Genomic DNA, 24,368 nt, shown 5'->3' with positions numbered 1-24,368 from the left:
TGCGTCAGAGCTCCATACCGTCATTCGGGTCCATGGCGACCTGACGGGCGACGCCACGCATCTGTTGACGTAGTAGACGGGATTGACGGACGGCGTCCTCATCGTCATCAAGGACGACAGCAAACTCCTGTGCCGGCGTCGGTTCGGTCGTCTCCTTGACGATCGCAATGTGATCGGGGAGTTCAGGCTCACGACGGAGGCCGCTGTTCGCCGCGTCTTCCTCTCCTTGCCCCCTCTCGGTTGGAAGTGGCACCGGCCTCAGCGTTCCGGCCGTTGACCATCCGTCCGTTCGCGATGACCGACCGGATGTCGCCGGATCGGGCGGCGGCAAGACCCGCTCGCTAAACCGCCGATCCTCATAGTAGCGCACCTTCTTCCCCCGGATCGGCGGCGTGCCTGCCACCATCACGATTTCGTCCATCGGCGAAAGCTGCATGACTTCGCCAGGGGTCAGCAGCGGTCTTGCCGTCTCCTGCCGAGAGACCATGAGGTGGCCCAGCCAGGGGTTCAACCTGTGCCCGGCATAGTTTTTCATCGCGCGCATCTCCGTCGCCGTACCCAAGGCGTCGGACACGCGTTTGGCGGTTCGCTCGTCATTGGTCGCGAAGCTGACTCGGACGTGACAATTGTCGAGGATCGCATTGTTGGGCCCATAGGCCTTCTCGATCTGATTGAGCGATTGCGCGATCAGGAAACTTTTGATGCCGTACCCCGCCATGAAGGCGAGTGCGGACTCGAAGAAGTCGAGACGCCCCAGCGCCGGGAACTCGTCAAGCATCATCAGGACTCGATGTCGACGATCGCGGGCGTGCAAGTCCTCGGTCAGGCGCCGGCCGATCTGGTTCAACACCAGACGGATGAGGGGCTTGGTCCGCGAAATATCGGAGGGAGGCACCACCAGGTAGAGCGTCGTTGGGCGGCTATCTGCGATCAGATCCGCGATCCGCCAGTCGCATCGGCAGGTCACCTTGGCCACGACGGGATCGCGGTACAGCCCCAGGAAAGACATCGCCGTCGACAGGACGCCCGAACGTTCGTTCTCCGACTTGTTGAGCAGTTCGCGCGCGGTCGAGGCGACCACGGGATGAGCGCCCTGCTCGCCCAGGTGTGGGGTGGTCATCATCGCCTTCAGCGTCGCCTCGATGGGCCGCTTCGGGTCGGACAGGAAGGCGGCGACGCCGGCCAAAGTCTTGTCCGACTCGGCATAGAGGACGTGGAGGATGGCGCCGACCAGGAGCGAATGACTGGTCTTCTCCCAATGGTTCCGCTTGTCGAGCGAACCTTCAGGGTCAACCAGGACATCGGCGACATTCTGGACGTCGCGAACCTCCCATTCCCCACGCCGGACCTCAAGGAGCGGATTGTAGGCCGAAGACTTTGGGTTGGTCGGGTCGAATAGCAGGACGCGGCCATGTCGCGAGCGGAAGCCGGCGGTCAGTTGCCAGTTCTCACCCTTGATGTCGTGAACGATGGCCGATCCGGGCCAAGCCAGCAACGAAGGAACGACGAGGCCGACACCTTTGCCCGACCGGGTGGGCGCAAAACACAATACGTGCTCCGGTCCGTCATGGCGGAGGTAGTCATGGTCGAGCTTGCCGAGCACCACGCCATCCGGACCGAGAAGTCCGGCCACTCGAACCTCTTCCGCACCGGCCCAGCGCGCCGAGCCATAAGTCTCGACGTTCTTGGCTTCGCGCGCCCGCCGGACCGACATGCCGATCGCCACCGCGATCGAAACGAAGGTCCCCGACGCCGCGATGAAGGCTCCCTCAACAAAGACCTGAGGCGCATAGGCATCATAGACGAACCACCACCAGAAGAAGACCGGGGGGGTAATAGACCTTGAAGCCCAAGAGTTCGAACCATGGCCGCCCAAGCTCCGGTTGATAGGCAAGCCGCCAGGCCGTCCATTCTGTTGCTCCCCAGATGGCGATCAAGACGATCAGGCCGACAACGATGACCTGTCCCCAGAGGATCTTGGTTCCCGACATCCCGAACGTCCTTCCGCAACTGAATTGGAAAGATTGCTAGAGCCCGAGGTCGCGCTTGCGGCCAAAGCCCCATTCGATGCCACCGCCGTCTTTCACGACGCCGCTGACGTGTTGCCCGAGCCTCTTTTCGAGATCGCGCGACCAGGGCACGAGCTGGAAGCCGAGCCCACTATCGATCATGGCGAAGCGTCCGGAGGTGAGCGTCAACCGCTGGCGATACGTGCCCGCCACATGCTCCCCGGAGGCGGCGTTCACGTGAGCCAGGCCGGTGTCGGCCGAGACTTTTGCCGCCACCTCGTCCAGTTCGCGCCGGCGCAACGTGTTCAGGAGGTCGCGCTGCAAGATGATGCGTGAGCCTTGCCGCCGCGCCAGGTCCTCCTGGATCAAATGCTCGGTACGGGCTTCCAGGGCCTCGCGAGTCTCGCGGCCGAAGCCTCCCATAGCGAGCGGCATGGGGTCTCGTTCAACAAGTCTGTGGTCGAGCCAGGTGGCCCCCTTTGCAGTGACCTGCGCACCGAGATCGAGATCGGAACGAGTCGCCAGCACCACGGTCGGCCGCGGGTCACTGGCTTGACCGAAGCGTCGGATTTCCACGATACCGCCGGCCGGTGGCGCCTGTTCGAACGCCTCGACCCCTCGGAAGCGCACGTGGTGCGCGCGTCCGTCTGTTCCGTCGATCAGAGCGTAGGCCTCGCCAGTCAGTTCGTCATGCAATCCGCGATCGACCAGCCGTCCGATGATCTGGGACGTCGGCTCTCCGCCTTCGATGACGAAGTCGGCAACGCCGCGCGCTTCCCCGCGCTCGGTAAAGGCGCGGTGCATGGTCTTGATGATGTCGCCGCGCATGCCGAGATCGCGCAAGCTACGCTCAGCGTCGAGCCCTACCATCCATTCCCCTGGTGCGACGGATGCGGCAAGGCCCATCTTCTCCAGGTGCTGAAGGCGGCCAACCATCAGGCGCCGAATCTCAGGATCGGACTTGCCGGGAACCTCTGGGCGCAGATCGATAAAGCCGGTCTCATCTGCCGCCAACCGGATCTCCCGGTCGAGCCGCGTCCATCGTTCCGCCGTAACTTCCTTCTCCAGCGAATTGCGGATCTCGTGCTCCGGCTTCGGACCGAGTTCGATGGCAACCAGTTCCTCGGCACGTGAGCGCAGGCCCTGGCTGATATAGTCGCGAGAGATCACGAGGTCCGCCCCTTCCTCGTCCACGCCCCGAACGAGAAGATGGACGTGTGGGTTGTCCGTGTTCCAGTGATCGACGGCTACCCAATCGAGCCGCGTGCCGAGATCGGATTCTATCTGCCTGGCGAGGTCGCGGGTGAAGGCTTTGAGGTCGGTCATCTCGCCAGCGTCCTCCGGCGAGATGATGAACCGGAAATGATGCCGGTCGTCCTCACACCGCTCCGCGAAAGCCGCGCTATCGGCGCCGTCGCTGCCGGCATCGAACATCTTGGCACGCTCACCATTCCGGGTCACACCGTCGCGCTTCAGATATGAGAGATGGGCCGTCAGCGGTGCTGAACGGAAGGCTCGCCCTTTGTGACGAACCACGCGCGCCTTCACCACAACGCGCCGCGTCGGGCTGAATAATCTGGCGCGACTAAAGGCGAGGCGGCCGCGGCCAAACGTGGAGCGCCCATAGGCCGCTGAACGCCTGCCGGATCTGGTCTGATCCGAGGTGTGTCCTGCTTTCTCCGCCGCCCGCAGCACCTGGTTGATGAAGCTCTTCGGCTTCGGCGCGCGGGTACTGCGGATACGCCCAGGCCGAATACGCAGATCGCTGTCGCCCACGCTCACGGCAGGGCCTCCCAACGATCAAACGCCCACACGGTGCCGAAGACCCCCTTGATTGCATTCATCAAAATGCAAGGCGCGGCACGCGCCCCGACCGATCGGCACGCCAGAACCCAAGCCATGCCAATGGCTTGCGGTTCGACCGGCGAGCCCCTTTTATCTAGCCGTCCTGCCGTCGTGGTGTAAGCGTCCGAATCCTGCACGACTTTCCGAGAGTGCGTTGTCGTTCCATATCGGGTTCCTTGCTGCATTGGAGGATCTCCGGTGGGTACGGAATATTTCAAGAACGAAGCGCGTCGCTCTTTTTGGTCGGTACAGGTTGAGGCGTGGCGGCGAAGCGGTCTCAGCAAGCGCAAATACTGTCGTCAGCATCGTCTCAGTGGCGGCACATTCGATCGCTGGCTGCGGCATCTGATTGACGCCGAAACGCTGAAAGTACGTGCGGAATTGCGTCGCGAGGAACGTCGGGAGCGGCTTCGCAAGAAGCGGAGTCCAGTGTCGAAGGACCAGCGCTGCAGAGCCGTCCAAGCGTTCTGGACAATGCACGTTGAAGCGATGAGGTGGTGCGGACTGAGCATGCAAGCCTATGCCCGGGCACATGGCATATCGCAGCACAGCCTGAAACGGTGGCGCGATCTGATCGACGCCAATGAGGTGGAAATCGACTGGCGGACGCAACTTCATCCGAGTGCCCGCCCACTAATAAGCACTAGTGTTAGCAGCGCTGCTAAGGGGTCTCGCGCAAGAAGCCGCTTGACAGATGCACCAGCCGTCGATCCGCCGAGCGACGAACGCGCCAACCGGCGTCGCTTCAGTGAGGAGGAAAAGCTCGCGATTGTGACCCAGTCCGAGCTACCCGGTGCCACCGCTGCCGAGGTTTGCCGGCGCCACGGCATCGTCACCAGCATGTTGTTCCGGTGGCGGGTACAGTTCGGGTTCAGCAAGCGAGTGCCGGCGAAATTGGCGGCTGTGAGGGTCGCTGGCGCACAATCCGCAACGCTCGTCCTGAATGATCTGTTGCAGCCGCCTGACGGCATGACGGTTGTCGAATTGGACGATGGGCGTCGCGTCTTCGCACCGATCGGCAGTGACCCGGATGCAGTCCGTCGCCACGTCATTGAGCAGGAGACTGCCCGATGATGATCGTGCCGGCCATGGGATATACCGACATGCGGAAGGGCCTGGATGGCCTCGCCGCTCTCGTTCAGGAACACCTCAAGAAGGACCCATTCTCCGGCCACCTGTTTGCCTTCCGAGGCAAGAAGGCAAGCACGCTTAAGATCCTGTTCTGGGACGGCAACGGCCTTTGTCTGTTCAGCAAAAGGCTCGACCAAGGCGGCTTCATCTGGCCGAGAATGAGCGATCCGGGCGGCACGGTGACGCTGTCCCCGGCGCAGCTTGCCATGCTGATCGAAGGCATCGATTGGCGCACACCCGAGCGTCGATGGCGCCCGGTCATCGCGGGTTGAATCGCAAAAACACGCATAGAATATAGCGAAGTTGCTTCGTCGAATCAGCGTGTCCGAGTAGAATCGGTCATGCAGCTCGATCTCGACAATCTGCCGTCGGATACTGCGCTTCTGCATCGCCTGGTGCGCGACATTGCTTCGGTCATCACGCATCGGAACAGCGAGATCCAGCGTCTCCAGGCAATCATCAAACAGCTTCAGCGTGCACAATTTGGGCGTCGTTCCGAGCGTCTCGACGCCGATCAACTCGCCCTTGGACTGGAAGACCTGGACGTCGATCTGTCGGCTGTCGAGGCAGATCAAGCCTCGGTGGAGGCGTCTGCGCCGACGCAGAAACTGCGGCCGAAGCGCAAGCCACTGCCGGATCATCTGCCCCGCGAAGAGGTCGTGCTCAACGTCGATAGCGAGAAATGCGCGTGCTGCGGCGGCGCGCTGCATGCGATCGGTGAGAGTGTCAGCGAGATGCTGGACTGGGTACCAGCGCAGTTGCGCGTGGTGCGCGTCTGCCGCCCGAAATATGCCTGCCGCAGCTGCGGAACGATCACCCAGGCACCGGCGCCCGAACGACCGATCGCCGGCGGTTTGGCCACGCCAGCCATGCTCGCGCAGGTGCTGGTCAGCAAATACTGCGACCACACACCGCTCTATCGACAGGCGCAGATTTTTGCCCGCCATGGCGTCGAACTGGAGCGCTCGACATTGGCCGGATGGGTCGGCGGCGCGTGCTGGTGGTTTGCGGCCCTGCACGATCGGCTGTGCGAGCACATGTTCGCGTCGGATCACCTGTTTGCCGACGACACTCCAATCCCGGTGCTCGATCCTGGCCGCGGGCGCACCAAAACCGGACGGCTGTGGGTGTATGCCCGCGATCAACGGAGCTGGGCTGGGCCTGAGCCACCAGCTGCGGTTTATGTGTTCGCGCCCGACCGGAAAGCGGAGCGCCCGGCAGCGCATCTGACGCACTTTAGGGGCGTTCTGCACGTCGACGGTTACGCTGGATTCTAGCGGCTGACTGGCGCCGGAAACATCACTCTCGCCGCATGTTGGGCGCACACCAGGCGCAAGTTCTACGAGGTTGCGCAAGCCGAGGACACGCCCATCGCGCACGAGGCCCTGCGCCGCATCGCCAGCCTCTATGCCGTCGAAGCGCAGGTGCGTGGTCAATCGCCAGCGCATCGGCTGGCCACGCGGCGCGCACTCGCCAAGCCGATCATTGACAGCCTTCGCCTTTGGCTCGAGGTTCAGCTCCCGCAACTGCCCGGCCGCGGCAATCTCGCCGAAGCGATCCGGTACGCGCTGTCGCGCTGGGATGGATTGACCCGCTTCCTCCATGACGGCCGCATCGAACTCGACACGAACCCCGTCGAGCGGGCGATCCGACCTGTGGCGCTCGGCCGCAAGAACCATCTCTTTGCCGGTAGCGACGGCGGCGGGGAACGATGGGCAATCCTCTGTTCGCTGATCGAGACGTGCAAGCTCAATGACGTCGAGCCTTACGCATACCTGCGTGACGTGCTGCAGCGAATGGTCGACGGACATCCGATCAACCGTCTGGACGAACTGCTGCCGTGGACTTGGAACGCTCAGCATCCTGTCAAGGCCTGAGCTCATGTGCAGGATCCGGACGCATACGTCGTGGTCTCCCAGTCGCCGGATCCCGAAAGAGCCGTCGCGACTTGGCAGCCGGCTCGCGAAGCCCCCACTGCTTCCGAGCGCTTGCGATAGCGATCGTTACCCGAAGGGCCGAGACACCCGAAGGGTGGCTCGGTGAGGAGCGAAGCGACGAGTAGAGCGCGGGCCGAAGGCATCGCCCGTACGCCGTCAGCTTGCGAACCCGCACGCTTGGTCATTGCGATGCTCCTGAATCGATCGAGGCACGAACACGCCAATTGGCCGAGAGAACCATGTGCCCGTCCTGCCGTCGTGGTCTCCCGGTCGCCGAAAGAGCCGCCGCGACTTCGCAGCCAACTCGCGAAGCCCCCACTGCTTCCGAGCGCTTGCGATAGCGATCGTTACCCGAAGGGCCGAGGCACCCGAAGGGTGGCTCGGTGAGGAGCGAAGCGACGAGTAGAGCGCGGGCCGAAGGCATCGCCCATACGCCATCAATACGCGGCACCTTCTTGGTGAAGCACACGAAGGCTTGCGAACCCGCGCACTTGGTCATTGCGATACTCCCGCATCCGATCGAGGGACAAACACGCCAATAGGCCGGGGGACCATGGGCGAAACATCGGGCGCAGAGATTGCAGTCGTGACGCCGCCCGACGGCATGAGCGCCGGCAACCGAACGCGTGTTTTCATGAGACCGGATCGCGTGACGAATAGCGTTGCAGCTGCTGCTGACTGTCCGCTGGACGGCCATCTCGGCGGCAGTTCGATGGCAAGCAGACTTGCAAGTTTTGCGACGTATGCTCGCGTCTCATCTGGCAGAGAGCCGCCTGCAAGATGCTCTTCATAGCGAGAGGGTCCCGCGTTGTACGCGGCAAACACGCCAGGCGAGCCATACCGATCGAGCAGTTCGCGCAAATAGGCCGTACCGGCCAGAATGTTGTTATGCGGGTCGTAGGGGTCGTTCCCGAGATTGTAGCGCTCGCGAAGTTCCCCCCAAGTCGCCGGCATGATCTGCATCAGGCCCAATGCGCCTCTGGCCGACCTGGCGTGCACGTCTCCAGCGCTTTCGATGTTGATGACTGAACCAATCCAGTTCACCGGAACTGCAAAGCGCTCTGAAGCTTCGTCGACGAAAGCTGCGAATTGGTTCCTCGTTTTTGTGACCGTTCGAACCGCGGCCGCTCTGCTCTCGGCGACGGCGGCACCGTGCGGCACAGGGCAGATGAGCAGCAGCGAAGCGAGAACCCAAACACGCGCGCACAACTGGGCCAAGCATGCTGTCGTGCCGGCACCCGTCCAGGGCAATGCTTCTCCGCGCCGGGTATTCGGCCGCCCTGGACCGCCGCTGCGCGCGGCGGCCTCGCGGACGCTCATCGAGGTGGAGGAATGATCTCGCAATCGATCGAACGGAGGAATGGCGGTCTGAACACGTGGAACACGCACGATCACTCCTCCCACGTCCACACCGGCAGCGCACGGCCGATCACTGCCGACGCCGGCAAAAATCCAAAATATCGGCCATCAAGAGAGTCGTGAGACTGCCAGTTCATGAGAAAGAGCTCGCCGTCTCCGACCACGCGGCAGCCCTGCCACTTCGGCAGCGGCCGGCCGCGTCTGTCGCGATCCCTCGCCTCGCCCACGGCGATGTCGTCGACCGAAATCGCGAGGCCGATTCTGCAAACACTCTGCCCCGGCAGGGCGAGCACGCGCTTGAGCATGGGGACGCCAATGGGCAAATAGCCGTTAAGATCGAGGAAGGTCGCGAGCAGGTCCGGTGGCTGCACGGCGACCAATTCAGTGACATGGAATTGTTCCGCCGGTCGCAAGCGATAGAGTCCGATCGGCACGCTCGCGGACGCATTCCAGATGTAGAGCGGAAGCGGCTCCAGGGCGATCGTCGCGACGAGCGCAGCAGCAGCCACAAAACTCGCGGCCAGCGTCTTCAGGCGTCCCGTCATCGCATTACCCTCTGACGGTGAAGCCAGGCCTGGTGGCGCGCTTTCGTATAGGGACGCGGGTTCTCGTTGACGGACAGACGGTTATGAACGTGATGCCAATGATCAGGCGCAACATCAGCGGGATCGATACCGAGGGCCTCGACGGCATCGACCATCTGCAGCACCCGTTCGACCTTCGGCCAACCAGACAGCCGCAGCAAGATCTGTCCGCCGGGCTTCACGTACGGTACAGTCGAGCAGCGCTGTCCCGGCGCGACCGCGCGCAAGATGTCGATCCGAGAAATGATTGTCCCAAGGTCGTTGGAGGTCCAACGGACGAAGGCAAAGATGCTGCCGGGCGCAAATGACAGGACACACCGGTGGCGATCGATCTTGCGTTCCTCGACAACGCGGCCGAACCGAATGCGGTTTTCGATACGCTTCTCGAGCCACAACACTTCCACTTCCGTGAGATCGCTCATGCGGCGGCTCCATGACGCTGGAGCTGGTAGCCGTAAGCTTGAGGCGCGGCGGAGAGTGTGCGTGGCCCGCAAGGGCGAGCTAGACTGACGGACCGGCGTTTCCGGGCGCCGCCAAGGCGGCTTTCCGCCTGGTCCGTTAGAAGAAATCCGAAGGATTTCTGGTTAGTAAAGTTAGAGCGGCCGGAAAGCGCGGAGAAACAAGCGCTTAAGTCCGATTCCGGTCCCCGATAGCACGAGGATCGGGTCCCCGATAGCACGAGGGTTGCGGTCCCCGATAGCACGAGCTGATTCACAGGTTGTCCTCCGAATTTGGAATGAGACCGCGCCGACCCGGGCGGGCCGTTAAGGGAGCAACAGGCGTTGGCGTGAAGTTCAGGCGGTCGATGCCGTTCGGGTCGCGCGTGAGCACGAGCTGATAGCCGGGCAATATCTGGCGCTGGACGATCTGGCGCACGTCGTAAGCAAAGTGCTTGAGCGGCGAGAGAATGCCGGACTTGGCATGGAGATGCACAAGGTCAAAGCTCCAGCCGCCGTCCTGACGACCGCCGTGCTTGCGCACGAGCCGGTAGAGCCACCGCTCAAGCCCGCCCGTCAGATCGAAATACGAGCGATCAATTGTCAGCACGAGCGCGTCATCGATCACGCCGGCATAGAACCAATCAGGCAGGATCAGTTCGAGCCCGAACGGGCGGCCGTTAGCATCGGCCGTCTCCTTCCACTCGTTGATCCAGGAGAAACGATGCCGCCGCCGTTCTGCCGGCTGACGGATCGACGTCAGCACGGTCGTTGACTGAAGTCTGTCCAGACCAGCCTTCAGGCGGTCATAGTCACGTGCGCTGGTGCCGCGGCCCACGAACGTCAAAATCTCGTAAGGCGTTGCAGCCATCAGGCGCGACGTCTTCAAGCCTGCGTCGCGGGCTTCGACGATCTGGGACGCGGCCCAAATCAAAACGTCTGCATCCCAGATGGTTGCCATGCCGTGTTCCGGCACGGCTTCGACACGAATTGCAATCGCACCGGCACGGAAATCGATCGGCACGATCCGCTTGGTCTTTGCGAGCGAGAAGAACGGATATGCCATCAGATCCTGCGCGTCGCGGGGCGCAAGGTCACCGGGCAGTGCCCGAAAGAGCTCAAGCTGATCGCGCTCGGAATGGACTTTGCGCCGCATGATCACAGTCCTTCCGTGGTGATCAGCGACGTTCCTGGCCGGCATAAGGGCGCAGCGCGGGATGCTTCTTGGCCGGCAGCACCGTTCCCTTGCCGGGGTCGGAGGTCGATGTCTTGGCGCCCCGGTCGGCCCATGCTTTCAGGTCATCGACGGCGTAGACAACACGTCCGCCGATCTTCCGATACGTCGGCCCGGTGCCGTACGTGCGGTGCTTCTCCAGCGTGCGGCCGGACAGGCCAAGATAGCGCGCCGCCTCAGGTGTACGCAGGAATCGCGGGGGAAGACCGGCCATCGGATCGGGCATTTGAGAACTCCAGGAGGACAGCGCACCACGCTTGGCTAGGCCGGCGTGTGTGGGGTCATCATGGAGAAGCAAGATCTCGGAGGGGGATGCTGAATGTTGGAGGTACGATTTTCGGCACCCCTTGAGGACTGCGCTACTCGTCCTTGCGTCCGGGCCGCAGGAGTTTGCGGTAACCACCGCGCATCAACGTGAGGCCGCCTTGCACCAAGCGGATTGTCCGATTGCGCAGATCATGCGTCTTCCAGGCGTGATCGGGGATGCGCCTTTTGCCGAACAGCCCTTCGGCGATAACGCGATAACTGCCGCCGGCGCTATGCGCATCGAGCGCACGGATCGCGGCGCTCAGGCGCTCGCGCCGCTGCTTAGATAACTTGTGAAATGCAGGGCCGGGCGCGCGTCCACTCATCGCGCGCCATAGCCGTCGGGCTGCATAGGCACGCGCGCCGAAATCGCCGTCAAACGCCAGTTCGGCTGCGTATGACGCGCCTACCACGGGAGGCTCTTTCGACCAGACACGGTGATCCGTTGCCCGATGCGCAGCACGACATGCCAGCCATCGGCGGCGCGGCGTACCTGCCCCGCTGCAAGGTCGAGCAGTGGCCGGGAGGCCGAACTGCGACCGGCGGGCGACGCGACCGTGACTGGAACGACGGTCGTTAGAACCTCAGGCGCCCAAAAGATTATCTGCTCGTCGAAGGACCGCTGCGGGTCATGGGCGAAAGCAGGTGCCCCACTTCCTCCTGAACTCGGTGGTCGCTTCGCCATCTGGGCTGGTGGCGATCATCGCCTCAAAGTCGCGTCGATAGTCCGCGTTGCGGCGAAGACATTCCCAGGCGATGTCGGTGATTTCGGCGTCCTGTAGGCTCTTGTAGGAATCCGGCGACCGCCAGTCGAATTCAGGCATTGTTTCCGCCCCATTGCACACAGCTAACAACGATTGCGCCGCAATAGGTATGAACGAAGCGGTTGTAGGAAGCCCCTAGTTTGGCACCACGTGGTGCACCGGAGTGACCACCAATCAGCAAAAGAAAATAGTTCTGCCTGCGAGTCGTCAGTCGATAATTTTCTTCTATTTGGAGCCAGTGCCACGTAATAGGCGGCCCTGCTCGGTCAACCATTTGGCCCGCGCAAGGTGACTCTGATATGCGCTTCGCGCACGGTCCGGCTCCCGCACCGGATCGATGTGCAGCACGATTTGAGCGACTTCCATCCAGTCAGCCCCTTCGCTTTCGGCCTGCAGAAGGCGCATGTAGGTCACCACATGCCGCTCATCGTAGACAGTGAGAATTTGATCTGCAGGCGCAGCATCGGCGACGTCTGGGTCGAGCGGCGGCTTCCTCATAAGACTCCACGCCTTAGATTAGACAATTTCTAACACGCGGTCCGGAAGGAGCAGAAGCGTTAAAACTGTCGCGGGAGCCATCCGGAGGGTGTTTTGTCGAGAATACTCCGTGGTGAAATACTCTTCAAGGACATGCCCTCTCGCGTATGGATATACGCGAGATACTTGCAATCAATTTGCGGAAGCTCCGGCAGGCCCGTGGTTTGTCACAGGAGGAATTGGCTCATCGTGCTGAAATTGACCGCACTTATATCAGCGCACTCGAGCGAAGCGTTTATGCGGCGGGTATCGACGTTGTCGATCGGCTCGCGCGCAGCCTGGGTGTCGAGGCCGCCGACCTGCTCACTCGCCCGCCCACAAGCGCCAAGAAGAAGACTCGGGGACAGGCCGAGTGATTGATGTCGAGCCGCTCGATCCGGCGGCCGGTTTGCGCTCACTGATGCCAAGGATGAGAAGCCCCGCCCGGCGGACCGGACGGGGCTTGATGGAGTGGGCCTACTCGCCAGTCTTGCGCGGCCGCGACCACAGCAGGGTGTAGCCCTCACCGCCTTCGTCGTCGAACAGGTTCGCGTAGATCGGCCCGTTGAACGAGGGGGCGTCCAGCTTGAGCGAGAGGTAGTCGCGGCCTTCCTCGGAACGCTTCGACCAGGCTGCGCCGATCTCCGCCCGGCCCACATAGATTCGGTGGCTGGGGGCGTTGTCATTGGAGCGGTTGGTCTCGGCGACGATGCGGACGCCCTTGGCCTTCAGGCTCAGGGTGACGATCTCGCCCTGGAACTCGTTGCCGACCTTCTTGAAAGAACCGATGTTAGCCATGTCACTTCTCCTGTTGTGTTTCGAGCCCGCGACCACCGCGGCCTCGATGGCGATCTAGGGCCGAGGACGATCGGCGACGCACTCGCTCGCGGGCCGGAGCGCAGCGGAGGACGTCGTTGTGGCGACTTTCTTGTCTCGCGAGGAATGGGCGAAGCCCAGGGGAAGAAAGTCGCATCAACGGCGTTGCGGCTCAGACGATCGAGGCGAAGCCGGTCTTCGGCCAGATCAAGCCATCAACGAGGCCACGTGCGTCTGCGTGCTGAACCACAATCTCTGGAGAAGCGTGGCTATCTCGGTTCTGATGAACAAGAGGTCGGAACGATTCAGCGCGGAAAGAGAAACAATCTGCTGCAAAGGGCGCCATCGTCTCCCAGAAACGAATCGAGGCAACACCGCTCCGCCGCGGCTGCGTGGGCCAGACCGGATGCCGCCGCTTGATCAAGGAGTTCGGAGGAGGATTGCCTCTCCCGCGATCAGGCTTTAGTCATCGCTCAGCGCGCCGATCTACGCGAACCTGTTCGTCGACGAAGGCGGTGAACGGTCATCCTCTCGGGCCATGCGGCCGTAAGAACTGGTTAGGACGGATTCTCCAAGACCCCGCCCGGCTCGAACGAGCGGGTCTTCGCCAAAACCATCAAGCGCGTCCATGACGTAACGCCAATGCAGACTGCGCCGAGGCAAGCGAAGACCTCACGCCAAGCCGGCGAAGGCACCCCGATCTGGGACACCGCGAACACCACATGATAGCCGGCGACAGCCGCGGGAACAGCAAATGCTGTCGCGATCGCGATTTGCAAGGCCGAGGACCGAGTAACAGCAAAGGCGACCTGGCCTAGGACGAGCGTCAGCGCACCGCCGGCCGTTCCAAGAAGCAGCGCGCCGATGAGGCCGGCACCGCTCTGAAACGCTATCATCCCGATACTCAGGGAGACGAAAAGCGGCAACGCATACACGGCGAGTGTAAAGATCGCCCAGCAGAACAAGCCGATGCCGAGTGTGTTGAGAACAAGCCCAATAGCGAGCATGGTGGTGGCTCCATGTGCATAGATGTACCAGTCGCGCCTTCCACCACCACCACGGCGCAACTCTGGATATGAGACCGAAACGAGGCGGAGTTGCGGCGTGCAACTCCACCTTGGCGTCTTCGAGGTGACGGCGCTTACGCGCCGCCGAACTTCCAGACGGGAATGCCGAGCCGCTTTGCCTTGTCGGCAAGGTTGTCCTGAATTCCCGTGCCCGGGAAGTGCATGAGGCCGATCGGCAGGAGTTCGAGCATGGCGTCGTTCCGCTTGAAAGGCGCTGCCTTAGCATGCTTTGTCCAGTCGGGCTTGAAAGCGATCTGAGGCACCTTGCGGGTGATCGCCCATTTGGAGGCGATCAGTTCGGCCCCTTTCGGCGAGCCGCCATGGAGCAGGACCATGTCGGGATGCTTGGCGTGAGCTTTGTCGAGACGATCCCAGATCAGGTGGTGGTCGTTGAAGTCGAGCCCGCCGGTGAGTGCGATCTTCGGGCCCGCCGGCAACATGACCTCGGTCTCAGTGCGGCGCTTGGCTGCGATGAAGTCGCGGGAGTCGATCATCGCTGCGGTGAGCGTGCGGTGGTTCACCAGTGATCCCGATCGGGGACGCCAGAATGAGCCGGTGTGTGTCTCGAAGCGCTCGATGGCCTGGTCACGGAAGAGTTCCAGGCAGTTGCGGCGCTCAATCAGCGTGATGCCTTCCGCCGTAATGCGCTCGAGTTCGACGGATCGGACTTCGGAGCCGTTCTGCTCGCGCTGGCTCTTCTGCTGCGCCTGTTCGTTGTCGTCGAGTTGGCGTTCGATGCGGTCGACGGCACGATGGAACAGGTTGACAGTCGACCAGAGCAGATCGTCAAGATCCGGCTCGAGCCGAGTGTCGCTCAAGGTCGCGACCAGGGCATCGAAGATGTCGGCGACGGCTACGGCGACGATCCTGCCCTCGGGAAGCGGCCGTGGATCGGGCTGGTCGTCGAAGGGGCGGTAACCGAAGAGCTGCAATTCGGTGAGAACGTGATCGGTTGGAGAAGAGACGTGCTGCACCTCGGTGTCGTCGTGGTCGGTCATGGTGGAGAGGCCCTTTGCCGGATCGACCGCGCCCATCGCGGCCTTCGTGGCGATCACTCAGACGGCGGGCGGACCGGGCCAGAACCCGAAGGGCCGAAGCGCAGCGGAGGATGGCGGAGGCCGGCTATTTTGCTTCGCGATGCAAAGCGCGCTGGCCAGATAAATAATGTGTCTTCCATCGCCCACGCGCGGCGGAAAATAGCCGGACGCAGCCATTGCCGGCCCGAGCCGCTTGCCGTCCGATCGCCCTCCAGAAGGCCGTGGTCGCGTGCTCTTCCGGCATTGGACGCGTCGTGACCGGGCTGTCGTCCCCGATCGAAGCGCACGGGCTATTCCGCAGCTACCGTCGGAGAATGCAGGAAGCGGACGACGTCCTCCGGTACGAGTTGAAGGAGCAACGCTGCTCGGAGGGCCTCGAGGCCGAAGATGTGCAGATCTTCGTTGAAGTCGCCCAGTCGAGGCGACAGCGGGATCACTTCAATCCCGACGGCTTCCGCGCGCTGGGCAAGAATAGCCTGTCCGGCATCTCCCGCGGCATCGTCGTCGCGGGCGATATAGAGACGTCGCAGGCCAGACGGCAGCAACATCGCTGAGAGGTGATTGGCAGAGAGAGCAGCGGTCATGGGCAAGGTCGGCAGTACATAACGCAGCGACAGCATGGTCTCGATCCCCTCGCCCGCAGCGAGCACGTCGTCCACCACTCCGAAGCGAACGGCGTTGCCAAGCAGGTCGCCCATGGCCCGTCGTGGCGTGTCGATCGGGGCCTTGCCGAGCCGCACGCGATCGGAGCCGTGTGGATCTAGCCAGGTGCGATGCACGCCGGTGATCCGTCCCTCGAGGTCCGTGACCGAGCCTATCATCGCCGGCCATGTTTCGGTCGGCAAATGCTCGTCCGGTCGGTAGTAACAACGCGGGTGGAAGCGAAGGCTGCCACCATGATGGATTTGGCCTATTCCGCGGCCTTGCAAGTACGTCTCGGCTAGCGTCCCTTTAATCGGGCTTGATATCGCAAAGAGCCGACGAGCGGCTTCCTGCGATCCGGCTGGCGCGACTGAACGAATGGGTTTCGGAGCGAATTGCGGCTGTGAACGAGGCAGCTTCAGAAACCGCCTCGCCTCCTCTACGACCTCGCGAAAGTCTCGCAACGCCAGACTTTCGCGAATGATGTCGAGGAGATCACCATGTTCTCCGGTCGCGGCGTCGGTCCATTTCCCCGCGAGTCCCTTCGGCGATTCCTGGAGCCGGACGAACAACGAGCGGCCCGGCGCGTTGTGGACGTCGCCGACTACCCAGTATCGCCCCGCTCGCTTGCCGCGGGAGAGATAGTGCCTGCACACCGCCTCGGCGTCGCGCGCGAGGCGGCGTGCCAGTTCGGAGGCGTCGCGCGACATCACACAGCCTCCCGCTCACTGATGCGCGCTACCGGATAAGTGTCGAGCACTTTCGACAGGACCTCGACGCCGCTCGCGTCCGTGGGCACGAACATCCGCAGCTTCCAGGAGATGATCTCCCCAAAGAGGCCGTCAGCACGGAGGCGATCGCGCATTGTGTCGTTGAATCCCGAGAGCTCGATGCGATGTGCACCCATCACCTGGACGCGGCGAAGCTGGAGCCCCTCCGCAAGATCGATAACGGCCCGCCCCCCCATCAGCGCGGCAAAGGCTGCGCCCGGCGTCAGTGAAGGCGCGTCCGTCGCAAGGACGTTTGCGACCCACGCGGCAGAAACCTTGCGACCGATGATGCGCTCGCCCGCATCGCTCTGGAGCCGATAGACACGGGTCGATTCGTTCGGCAGCCGCTTCCAAATCGGTAGCAGCAAGCCCGCCACGACGTGGATCGTGCTTTCCGAGAACTCGGGGACCTCGGCAAGCTCCGCCAGCCATGCCGCAGCGAAGCGCTCACGGTCCGCCTCGGCCCAATGGCTTTCCGCCATCATGTTCAAGGCGACCGTGTGCTGCTCCATCGGCCGGACCAGGCGGACGCGCCGTTCGATCTCGCCGTCGTCGAGCATGACGCTCACCGCCGGGACCTGCACGGCGGCTCGTCCAGAGCGCTCATTGATTAGCAGGACAGCCTGACGATCGGAAACACGAGCAAGAGCATCGTCCAGGCCCACAGGATGGTTGCGCTGGCGCTGCGTGATCTTGAGCAGCCGGGCCTCGGCGCCGGTGCCCGGATGGGCGTAGATCGTCCGCCGGTTAGTGACGACAAAGCTTTCGGCGCGGAGCGTTTCCAGCCCGACGTCGTAGGTGCCCGACGCGACTGCGCCTTCGATCCGACCGGTCAAGAGCTGCTCGAAGGCGGTGAACAGGACATTCTGTAGGTCGATGGTGAGCGCCAAAAGCCTGTTCAGGAAGGTCGTGATCGGCGGTAGGTCATCCCTGAGCCCATTGGCATCCGTCAGTTTCAGCCCGGTGGCATCCTCGAACTCTTCGAGCGAGCAGCCTTCGACCTTGCCGCGCACCAACAACGTGTAGAGCTGACGCAACGCGTCACGCCCGTACTGGCTTTCGAGATTGTCCTCCGGCCGAAACAGGCCCTGCCCCCCGGTCTGGCGCTGGCCGCGGGTGATCGCTCCTAGCGTATCGAGCCGGCGGGCAATGGTGCTGAGAAAGCGCTTTTCGGCCTTCACATCGGTCGCGATCGGACGAAACAGCGGCGGCTGCGCCTGGTTGGTCCGATTGGTCCGGCCGAGCCCCTGGATCGCGGCGTCCGCCTTCCAGCCGGGCTCGAGCAGGTAATGGACCCGCAGGCGGCGATTCCGGGCTGACAACTCTGCATGGTAGCTCCTCCCCGTGCCGCCCGCGTCGGAGAACACGAGGATGCGCTTGAGATCGTCCATGAAGGCAGAGGTTTCGGCGAGGTTGGCGGAGCCGGCCCGGTTTTCGACGACCAGCCGGTCGCCCTTGCGAACGATGCGGCGCGAGCGGCCGGTCAATTCAGCGACCATGTCGGTGCCGAAGCGCTGCACGATCTGGTCCAGCGCGCCCGGGACCGGCGGCAGCGAGGCGAGCTCTTCGATGAGACGGTCCCGGCGAGCGACAGCTTCCCGGCTCTCGACCGGCTGACCGTCACGATAGACAGGCCGGGAGCAGAGGTTGCCCTCCTGATCGGTGAAGGGCTCGTAAAGCTGGACGGGAAAGGAATGGGCGAGATAGTCGAGAACATACTCGCGTGGGGTGATATCGACCTGTACGTCGCCCCACTCCTCAGTCGGAATCTCGGCGAGCCGACGCTCCATCAACGCCTCACCGGTCGAGACGATCTGGATGACCGCGGCGTGTCCAGACTCAAGATCGTTCTCGATCGATCGGATGAGCGACGGCGTCTTCATCGATGTCAAAAGATGCCCGAAGAAGCGCTGCTTGGCGCTTTCGAAGGCGGACCGTGCCGCAGATTTGGCCTGCCCGTTCAGCGTTCCCGTTGCGCCTGTGATGTTGGCGGCTCGCATCGCCGCATCGAGGTTGTTATTGATTACGCTGAACGCACCGGCATAGGCATCGTAAATGCGAACCTGCTCCGGCGTAAGTTGGTGCTCCACCAGGTCGTACTCGACGCCTTCGTAGGAGAGCGAGCGAGCCGCGTAGAGACCGAGCGCCTTGAGGTCACGCGCCAGCACTTCCATGGCTGCGACGCCGCCCTCCTCGATCGCTTCGACGAACTCGGCACGGGTGGCGAACGGAAAGTCGGCGCCGCCCCAAAGGCCGAGGCGTTGGGCATAAGCGAGATTATGAACCGTGGTGGCGCCAGTCACGCTGTGCATCTTCGATCAGCTTGTCCGACTTGCTGATCCAGACCGCGCGGCGGCGGCCCTTGAGCCAGTTGTCGAGCAGGATCCCCGCGACCTGCCGCCCCTTGCCCGCCCCGGTGCCATCGCCCAAGAACCAGCCACGTCGAAAGCGGACGGCATTCTCTGCGTCGTCGCGCGCGGCGGCCAGAACATCAAAGGTCGCGTCGACCGTCCAGGAGCCCGAGAGAAACTCAGAATGCGCCTCGCCTGCATAGATGACGCTCTCGAGCTGAGCGTCCGACAGAAGTCCGTCTGCCATAACATTGACGGGCAGGTGCGGACGATAGGATGGCTTCGGTGGCGCAACGGAAGCCATCGCCGCGGATTGAACGAGTTTGGTCGGATGTGCGCACGATCCCGAAATACGGATCGACTGCAATCCATACTCCTCGTAAAGTGCATCGGTCAGCCGGCCGCCTTCCGGCGGCGACCATTCGACCGTTTCGTACGCAAGTTCGACACCTTCTGGCGCTGCGGTTATCGAAGAGGACGAAGAAGTTGGTGCAACGGGGCCGACCGATCGTGACGTTGCTGGCCGCCCGATAGCAGCGATCTCCGATGGTGAGGCGACGGGCAGCCTTTCAGGCACTTGCTGGTTCACCCAGCCAAGCAAGGTCGCGACATCGCCCGCCATTCCTGGCGAGGCAGGAAAAGCTTTCGGATCTGCGGCGGGCAGCTTGTCGATCACAAGCAGCCTCGTATCCGTCCGAGTGCCATGCTTGGCGTAAAAGCTGCCGTCGAGAGCCGCAGAAAAGACGACCCGCCCGCGTTCCTGGAGCCGCACAAAGGCATCTCGCCATGTCGGGTTATCCGGCGCGAAGCTCGCGCCAGCGATGGCGACGAGGCGTCCACCGTCGCAAAGACGCGCGAACGCCGAAGCGACGTGGCGGAGAGCCGCATCCGCCATCCGTCGATCGACATTGGCCAACGCGGAGAACGGCGGGTTCATCAGTACGACGCTTGGTACGAAACTGGCGTCGAGATGATCGTCGATCTGGGCGGCGTCGAACCGCGTAACCTTAACGCTTGCGAAGAGATGATCGAGCAGCGACGCGCGGGCCTCGGCCAGTTCGTTCATCACCAAGGCACCGCCAGCGAGCTCGGCAAACACGGCGAGCAAACCGGTCCCCGCGGAGGGCTCCAGGACGCGATCGGCCGGCGTAATGCCGGCTGCGGTGCATGCCGCAAGCCCGAGCTGGATCGGTGTCGAGAATTGCTGAAGCGCCTGACTGTCCTCGGAACGCCGCGTATGGGTCGGCAAACAGCTCGCGACCTTCACAAGCATCGGCAGCATGGCGACGGTCGAGCCGGCCTTGGCGCGCATGGCCGGGCCGAACTTGCGAAGGAACAGAACGGTTGCCGCCTCGCAGACGTCATAGGCGGTTTTCCAGTTCCAAACGCCGGCTGTGTCCGAAGCGCCAAAGGCGGCTTCCATGGCGCTACGCAAAACAGCGGCATCGATGCGCCGGCCGCGTTCGAGCTCGGTCAGAAGCTGTCGCGCGGCCCTGACGGCGGCTGAGGTGAGATTTGCAGCGGCACGCATGGAGAGCGGCGTGGCGACGCCGCCGGCAAGAGATTCGGTCATGGCAGGATTTCTTTCGGAGAGCAGGAACGAGTCGAACCATCAGGCGCTCTCCTCCGCCCCAACGGCTCAAACCCTTCCCGGCCTAGCTCTCCCTCTGAGCCCTCGCCCATAAGAATGGGGACCGGCATTCTGCACCGGTCCCCAAGCAACTGCAGGACGGCCGGAGCCGTCCCGCTTTGTGTTTTCACTCGGCCGCGTCGAGCTGTTGCGGATCGTCGTCGCTGGCGTTCTCTTGATCCTCATCATCGGCGAGGAATTCGGGAAGCGGGCCCGCTTCGCCCTCCTGTCCCACTGGCGCCGCATCGGGATCGACGAGACGCAGCGGCTCCGGCAACCAACCCGAGCCATCCAGAAGGCGCTCGGCCTCCTTGGCCATGTCGGCCTTCTTCAGATGGTCGATCAGTTGCGCCGACAACTCGCCCTTCGCTTCCCGCACGGCCTCCAGAATACGCGGCTTGGTGACCCGGCCGAAATAGTTGTCGATGGTCGCTCGCCAGCCAGCCTGCGCCATGTCAAGCCCGACCGCGCGCGCCAGCACGTCAGCCTGGTCAAGACGCGTGCGGACACCGTGCGCGGAGACGCGGCCCTGATTGGCGCGATTGGCCGGTTCAAAGACGGCGTTGACCGCGAATGACGCGCAGTGGGCGAACAGCGATGCCTGTGCACCACCATCGAGAGCCGTCAGCGTGTCCCACAGATCGTTCTCGCTCTTCGGCAACCGTGCCTTCCAGGCTTCATGCCGCGCCTCGACAGCCTTGGCCGAGACGCTTTCTCGCAGCCCCGGAGCTTGAGCGGGAAAATTTGGCGTGCGAAGGCCGATCTCAAGACAGCTCCCGGACGAGGCGAACCGGTAAAAGGCCGTCAGCACGAAGTTATGCAGCACCGCCTGGAACGCGACCGCTGGATTTTCTGCCAGCGCATCCCGCAATGCCAGCGTACGATGCGCCGTCAGCTCGATAATCAGCCGATCCGGCAGAGGCCTGGCCGCGTCCTCATCATCTTCTTCAGCATCAGGAGCACTACCTGCGACCGCTATGACCGAGCGCTGGACGGAAGAGCCCCCTCCTTGACCTTCGGTCGACGACGCATCAGCGCCCTGCTCGGCATCAGGATCGGCTGCCGGCACCTCGTCCTCTGGCCGGACGTAACCCCGGTCCACGGAGAGGCGCCCTTCGGAATCGATGCTGATGAAGACGCCGGCTCGGGCGATCTCCGACTGATCATAAAGCATCGGCCGGTCTTCGAATGCCGCCAGTGCCGACTCGATTGCGCCGAGACGCTGATCGACCTCGTCGGGCAATTCGTCGGCATCCTGATAATCGGTTTGGAGCTTGGCCTGCTCGGCGTTCAGCGCATCGATGGTGGCCTGCTCCTCAGGCGAGAGATCGACAGGTCTGCCCTCGATTTCTCTTAGGCCTTGGATGTGACCGTAGGGGAACTCTACGGCGATCGATATCCACTTCCAACCTTCGGCGGCAATCGTCTCAGCCTCGGCCTTGAGCTTTTCGGTTACGAGGCGGTCGAGCAGCACGACGTCCTGAAGCCAGCCGCCGTCGTCGTGCTCGAACAGATCCCGCAGAACGCCGCCACCCGCGTTCTGATAGGCATCAAGGCCCACAAATTGGGCGCGGCGATCGGACCAGCGTACGGTGTTCTCGGTGAGCAAGCGCCGGATAAGGTAAGGCTCGTCATAGCCGGAACGGCTGACATTCTCCCAGACTTGCTCCTGGCGGGCGTGATCGGCCGTGACCGAGAACGCCATGAGCTGCTCGAGAGTCATGCCGTCTTCGGCATAGACTTCATGCAGCTTCGGCGACACCGACGCCAGCCGTAGGCGCTGCTTGACAATTGCAGGGTTCACGAAATGGCGGGCGGCAATGTCTTCCTCGCTCATGCCGAGATCGCGGAGTGTCTGGAAGGCCCGAAACTGATCGAGCGGGTGCAGGCCGACCCGCTCATCGTTCTCCGCCACCGAATCGTCCTCCGCAATGCCCCCTTCGCGAACAACGCAGGGCACCGCCTGCGACTTCGACATCCGCTTTTGCTTCACCAGAAGCTCGAGAGCGCGATAACGCCTGCCACCCGCCGGCACCTCGAACATGCCGGTCTCGTTGCCAGCTGCATCAACAACGGCCCGGACACTCAGACTTTGCAGAAGCGTACGCTGCGCGATGCTCTCGGCTAGCTGCTCGATCGAAACACCGGCCTTGACGCGGCGAACGTTCGACTGGCTGAGCACGAGCTTATTGAAGGGAATGTCCCGGGAAGGCGACAGCGTGATCTTTTGGACGGCTTTCGTCATTTTGGCTCTCCACGACGGGCGGCCGTGAGACTCTCTCTTGGCTTCCAACCCGTCGCGAACAGCCTCCCCTCCTCTCACTCTCGCGCGGCCACCAGGCCAAGCATCACGCCGTCTCGTGATCGGCGACAGCCGAATCCAACGATGCGGGCTCAATGGACCCGGGAACGAAGCCGAGCAAATAGTCCACGGCCTTGCTCGCCTGTGAGGCGGCACGCACGATGGCCCGACTGTCTTCACGTAGGACTTCAAGCCAGGAACCGATATAGTCGGCATGGCGCACGGTCGGGACGATCCCGAGCGATGCGCAGCTGAAAGCGGAGCTCAACTCGGCGACCAGTTCTTCAAAGGCATATTTCTTCGTACCGTAGGATCCGCTCTGGTCGCGATTGAGGCGCGAGGGATGCCCGGTCGCATGGCCGAGTTCATGCAAGGCCGTACGGTGCCAGTTGATGGGTTCGAAATAGGCCTGCGGTGGCGGGACCTGAACATAGTCTTCGGCTGTTGCGTAGAATGCGCGATCTCCACCAATGCGAAATGGAATTCCGCTGGCCTTGATGAGGGCGTCAACCGTGGGTTCAATCAGGCCAGCCGGCGGTGGCGGAGCAGCGGTTGCGATGCCGTCTGGCAGTTCCTCGCACTGATCGACGTTGAAAACGGTAAATCGTTTGAGGAATGGAATCGTCTGCGCGTCTTCACCGGTCTCGGCGGCGCGGCGCTTTTCGTCATTCGGCACGAAACGATCTGCGTAAACAACAGTAGTACCGCGCTCTCCCTTGCGAACGTGGCCGCCAAGCGAGAGCGCCTGACGAAAGGTGAGCCAACTTTGACCTGTAAATCCGCGTTCGATCACGGCTCCCCAGAGGATGAGGATGTTCACCCCACTGTATTGCCGGTTGGTCGACGCGTTTTTCGGCATGGCCAGCGGCGCTTTCGCCGCGGCAGTACCCCAGGGCTGAACCCAGGGGACACGTCCGGCCTCAAGCTCGGCAATGATCTTATCGGTGATTTCGCTATAGAGGTTCGCCCGGTCGTGGCCGGCGCGCGCGCAAGCATTAAGGTTTGACATCGCGGGTCTCCGCGACGGGCACCGCGAGCCTCTCTCGCAGCTTTTAACCCGCCACGAAAAAACCCAGCCTGCACTCTTACTTTCAGCCTCTAGCGCCATCTACCTGGGACCCAGGCCCGATCAGGCGTGTGCACAAGGGCGCATCGCCTCAAGGGAAAATGGCACCCGGAGAGCGTGAGCATAGCGACCCGAAGGGGCACGCGGGTCCGAGTGCAGCGACGACACCGGTTCAATAGCGGCACCCGGGAACGGGGCAGTGATAGCGATCGCCGCAGGCGAGCCCCTTTCCCGAGTGCCCCCGGCGAGGAGCACCAAAGCTCTGGCGCGAGGGATCGAAGCCGCAAGGCCGAGACGCTGCGCGGCTCGGTTCACGAGAGCGCGGTGCGGCCCTGGCCGCACGCGCCAAAACCTGAGCGAACATGATGCGGGCAATGATACGAGAACCGCCTGGCATTTTCACAGGGGTCTCACAATTGTGGAAGAGAGGTCTGTGGGCGGAGCGAAAGCGAAGACCACTCGCGGACGCGGCGAAAGAGGCACCCGCAGGAGGGTCAGCATAGCGCCGACGCGTAGCGGCGGGACCCGGGACCGAGTGCCGTCGCGAGACCGGTTAAGAAGGCAC

Annotated in this window: 18 protein-coding genes and 3 pseudogenes; 4 read left to right on the top strand and 17 right to left on the bottom strand. The window is 62.9% G+C overall.

Annotated elements, in window-relative coordinates:
* Window positions 1–4 precede the first annotated feature (4 nt).
* Window positions 5–1,991 (bottom strand): annotated as a pseudogene (locus tag AC066S_RS03825) (conjugal transfer protein TraG).
* A gap of 36 nt (window positions 1,992–2,027) precedes the next feature.
* Window positions 2,028–3,791, bottom strand: coding sequence for a relaxase/mobilization nuclease domain-containing protein (locus AC066S_RS03820; RefSeq protein ID WP_126259277.1), 1,764 nt, complete (start codon window positions 3,789–3,791; stop codon window positions 2,028–2,030).
* Between the two features lie 261 nt (window positions 3,792–4,052).
* On the opposite strand from AC066S_RS03820, the gene tnpA reads away from it, so the two are divergent.
* The 3 genes and pseudogenes from tnpA to tnpC all read left to right on the top strand — a co-directional run bounded on the left by tnpA (window position 4,053) and on the right by tnpC (window position 6,862).
* Complete coding sequence (gene tnpA, locus AC066S_RS03815) at window positions 4,053–4,928, top strand: IS66 family insertion sequence element accessory protein TnpA (protein ID WP_126259276.1); 876 nt, start codon at window positions 4,053–4,055, stop codon at window positions 4,926–4,928.
* Entirely contained in the window at window positions 4,925–5,257 is a 333-nt protein-coding gene (gene tnpB, locus AC066S_RS03810; protein WP_126259275.1) for an IS66 family insertion sequence element accessory protein TnpB, read from the top strand. Before tnpA ends, tnpB begins: the two co-directional genes overlap by 4 nt.
* 69 nt (window positions 5,258–5,326) lie before the next feature.
* Window positions 5,327–6,862, top strand: a pseudogene (gene tnpC / locus AC066S_RS03805) (IS66 family transposase).
* Between the two features lie 555 nt (window positions 6,863–7,417).
* Here tnpC and AC066S_RS03800 read toward each other — a convergent pair.
* The 8 genes from AC066S_RS03800 to AC066S_RS03765 form a co-directional block, all read right to left on the bottom strand.
* Entirely contained in the window at window positions 7,418–8,317 is a 900-nt protein-coding gene (locus AC066S_RS03800) for a lytic transglycosylase domain-containing protein (protein ID WP_245481448.1), read from the bottom strand.
* On the bottom strand, window positions 8,314–8,826 hold the full coding sequence (locus AC066S_RS03795; protein ID WP_126259274.1) for a S26 family signal peptidase: 513 nt from the start codon (window positions 8,824–8,826) through the stop codon (window positions 8,314–8,316). Before AC066S_RS03795 ends, AC066S_RS03800 begins: the two co-directional genes overlap by 4 nt.
* A complete protein-coding gene (locus AC066S_RS03790) occupies window positions 8,823–9,287 on the bottom strand; it encodes a DUF2840 domain-containing protein (protein WP_126259273.1) in 465 nt (154 codons plus the stop codon). Before AC066S_RS03790 ends, AC066S_RS03795 begins: the two co-directional genes overlap by 4 nt.
* A 289-nt stretch (window positions 9,288–9,576) precedes the next feature.
* Window positions 9,577–10,458, bottom strand: coding sequence for a replication initiator protein A (locus AC066S_RS03785; RefSeq protein ID WP_126259271.1), 882 nt, complete (start codon window positions 10,456–10,458; stop codon window positions 9,577–9,579).
* 22 nt (window positions 10,459–10,480) lie between these two features.
* Window positions 10,481–10,762 (bottom strand): helix-turn-helix transcriptional regulator, encoded by a 282-nt coding sequence (locus AC066S_RS03780; protein WP_008561544.1) that lies wholly within the window; start codon window positions 10,760–10,762, stop codon window positions 10,481–10,483.
* Between the two features lie 133 nt (window positions 10,763–10,895).
* The gene (locus tag AC066S_RS03775; protein ID WP_235885188.1) at window positions 10,896–11,168 is read right to left on the bottom strand and encodes a DUF2285 domain-containing protein; all 273 of its coding nucleotides are present in this window, start codon (window positions 11,166–11,168) and stop codon (window positions 10,896–10,898) included.
* Window positions 11,169–11,471: 303 nt separating this feature from the next.
* Entirely contained in the window at window positions 11,472–11,666 is a 195-nt protein-coding gene (locus tag AC066S_RS03770) for a transcriptional regulator domain-containing protein (RefSeq protein ID WP_126259270.1), read from the bottom strand.
* A gap of 165 nt (window positions 11,667–11,831) precedes the next feature.
* Window positions 11,832–12,104 carry a DUF2285 domain-containing protein gene (locus AC066S_RS03765; RefSeq protein WP_126259269.1) on the bottom strand — a complete coding sequence of 91 codons (273 nt, stop codon included), beginning with the start codon at window positions 12,102–12,104 and terminating at the stop codon, window positions 11,832–11,834.
* Window positions 12,105–12,250: 146 nt separating this feature from the next.
* On the opposite strand from AC066S_RS03765, the gene AC066S_RS03760 reads away from it, so the two are divergent.
* Window positions 12,251–12,499 (top strand): helix-turn-helix domain-containing protein, encoded by a 249-nt coding sequence (locus tag AC066S_RS03760; protein ID WP_126259268.1) that lies wholly within the window; start codon window positions 12,251–12,253, stop codon window positions 12,497–12,499.
* Between the two features lie 100 nt (window positions 12,500–12,599).
* On the opposite strand, the gene AC066S_RS03755 is transcribed toward AC066S_RS03760, so the two are convergent.
* The 7 genes and pseudogenes from AC066S_RS03755 to AC066S_RS03725 all read right to left on the bottom strand — a co-directional run bounded on the left by AC066S_RS03755 (window position 12,600) and on the right by AC066S_RS03725 (window position 23,746).
* Window positions 12,600–12,920, bottom strand: coding sequence for a DUF736 domain-containing protein (locus tag AC066S_RS03755; RefSeq protein WP_126259267.1), 321 nt, complete (start codon window positions 12,918–12,920; stop codon window positions 12,600–12,602).
* 575 nt (window positions 12,921–13,495) lie between these two features.
* Window positions 13,496–13,945, bottom strand: a complete 450-nt coding sequence (locus tag AC066S_RS03750) for a hypothetical protein (protein ID WP_126259265.1) — start codon at window positions 13,943–13,945, stop codon at window positions 13,496–13,498.
* Between the two features lie 134 nt (window positions 13,946–14,079).
* Window positions 14,080–15,003, bottom strand: coding sequence for a DUF2493 domain-containing protein (locus tag AC066S_RS03745; protein ID WP_126259311.1), 924 nt, complete (start codon window positions 15,001–15,003; stop codon window positions 14,080–14,082).
* A gap of 329 nt (window positions 15,004–15,332) precedes the next feature.
* Window positions 15,333–16,394, bottom strand: a complete 1,062-nt coding sequence (locus AC066S_RS03740; RefSeq protein WP_126259264.1) for a DUF7146 domain-containing protein — start codon at window positions 16,392–16,394, stop codon at window positions 15,333–15,335.
* Window positions 16,394–20,378 (bottom strand): annotated as a pseudogene (locus AC066S_RS03735) (strawberry notch C-terminal domain-containing protein). Before AC066S_RS03735 ends, AC066S_RS03740 begins: the two are co-directional and overlap by 1 nt.
* Window positions 20,379–20,562: 184 nt before the next feature.
* Window positions 20,563–22,680 (bottom strand): ParB/RepB/Spo0J family partition protein, encoded by a 2,118-nt coding sequence (locus AC066S_RS03730; protein WP_126259263.1) that lies wholly within the window; start codon window positions 22,678–22,680, stop codon window positions 20,563–20,565.
* A gap of 103 nt (window positions 22,681–22,783) precedes the next feature.
* Window positions 22,784–23,746, bottom strand: coding sequence for an ArdC family protein (locus tag AC066S_RS03725; RefSeq protein ID WP_126259262.1), 963 nt, complete (start codon window positions 23,744–23,746; stop codon window positions 22,784–22,786).
* Between the last annotated feature and the right edge of the window lie 622 nt (window positions 23,747–24,368).

Source organism: Bradyrhizobium sp. CFUWI, assembly GCF_056429085.1.
Note: the sequence above shows the minus strand (reverse complement) of the source record. Positions and strands in the feature narration are given on the sequence as shown.

Excerpts from the sequence above, each read along its gene's own strand:
- AC066S_RS03770 (WP_126259270.1), bottom strand. The coding sequence starts at position 11,666 with ATGCCTGAATTCGACTGGCGGTCGCCGGATTCCTACAAGAGCCTACAG.
- AC066S_RS03765 (WP_126259269.1), bottom strand. The coding sequence starts at position 12,104 with ATGAGGAAGCCGCCGCTCGACCCAGACGTCGCCGATGCTGCGCCTGCA.
- AC066S_RS03750 (WP_126259265.1), bottom strand. The coding sequence starts at position 13,945 with ATGCTCGCTATTGGGCTTGTTCTCAACACACTCGGCATCGGCTTGTTC.
- AC066S_RS03725 (WP_126259262.1), bottom strand. The coding sequence starts at position 23,746 with ATGTCAAACCTTAATGCTTGCGCGCGCGCCGGCCACGACCGGGCGAAC.
- AC066S_RS03740 (WP_126259264.1), bottom strand. The coding sequence starts at position 16,394 with ATGTCGCGCGACGCCTCCGAACTGGCACGCCGCCTCGCGCGCGACGCC.
- AC066S_RS03755 (WP_126259267.1), bottom strand. The coding sequence starts at position 12,920 with ATGGCTAACATCGGTTCTTTCAAGAAGGTCGGCAACGAGTTCCAGGGC.
- AC066S_RS03790 (WP_126259273.1), bottom strand. The coding sequence starts at position 9,287 with ATGAGCGATCTCACGGAAGTGGAAGTGTTGTGGCTCGAGAAGCGTATC.
- AC066S_RS03730 (WP_126259263.1), bottom strand. The coding sequence starts at position 22,680 with ATGACGAAAGCCGTCCAAAAGATCACGCTGTCGCCTTCCCGGGACATT.
- AC066S_RS03745 (WP_126259311.1), bottom strand. The coding sequence starts at position 15,003 with ATGACCGACCACGACGACACCGAGGTGCAGCACGTCTCTTCTCCAACC.
- AC066S_RS03760 (WP_126259268.1), top strand. The coding sequence starts at position 12,251 with ATGGATATACGCGAGATACTTGCAATCAATTTGCGGAAGCTCCGGCAG.
- AC066S_RS03775 (WP_235885188.1), bottom strand. The coding sequence starts at position 11,168 with ATGAGTGGACGCGCGCCCGGCCCTGCATTTCACAAGTTATCTAAGCAG.
- AC066S_RS03795 (WP_126259274.1), bottom strand. The coding sequence starts at position 8,826 with ATGACGGGACGCCTGAAGACGCTGGCCGCGAGTTTTGTGGCTGCTGCT.
- AC066S_RS03785 (WP_126259271.1), bottom strand. The coding sequence starts at position 10,458 with ATGCGGCGCAAAGTCCATTCCGAGCGCGATCAGCTTGAGCTCTTTCGG.
- AC066S_RS03780 (WP_008561544.1), bottom strand. The coding sequence starts at position 10,762 with ATGCCCGATCCGATGGCCGGTCTTCCCCCGCGATTCCTGCGTACACCT.
- tnpB (WP_126259275.1), top strand. The coding sequence starts at position 4,925 with ATGATGATCGTGCCGGCCATGGGATATACCGACATGCGGAAGGGCCTG.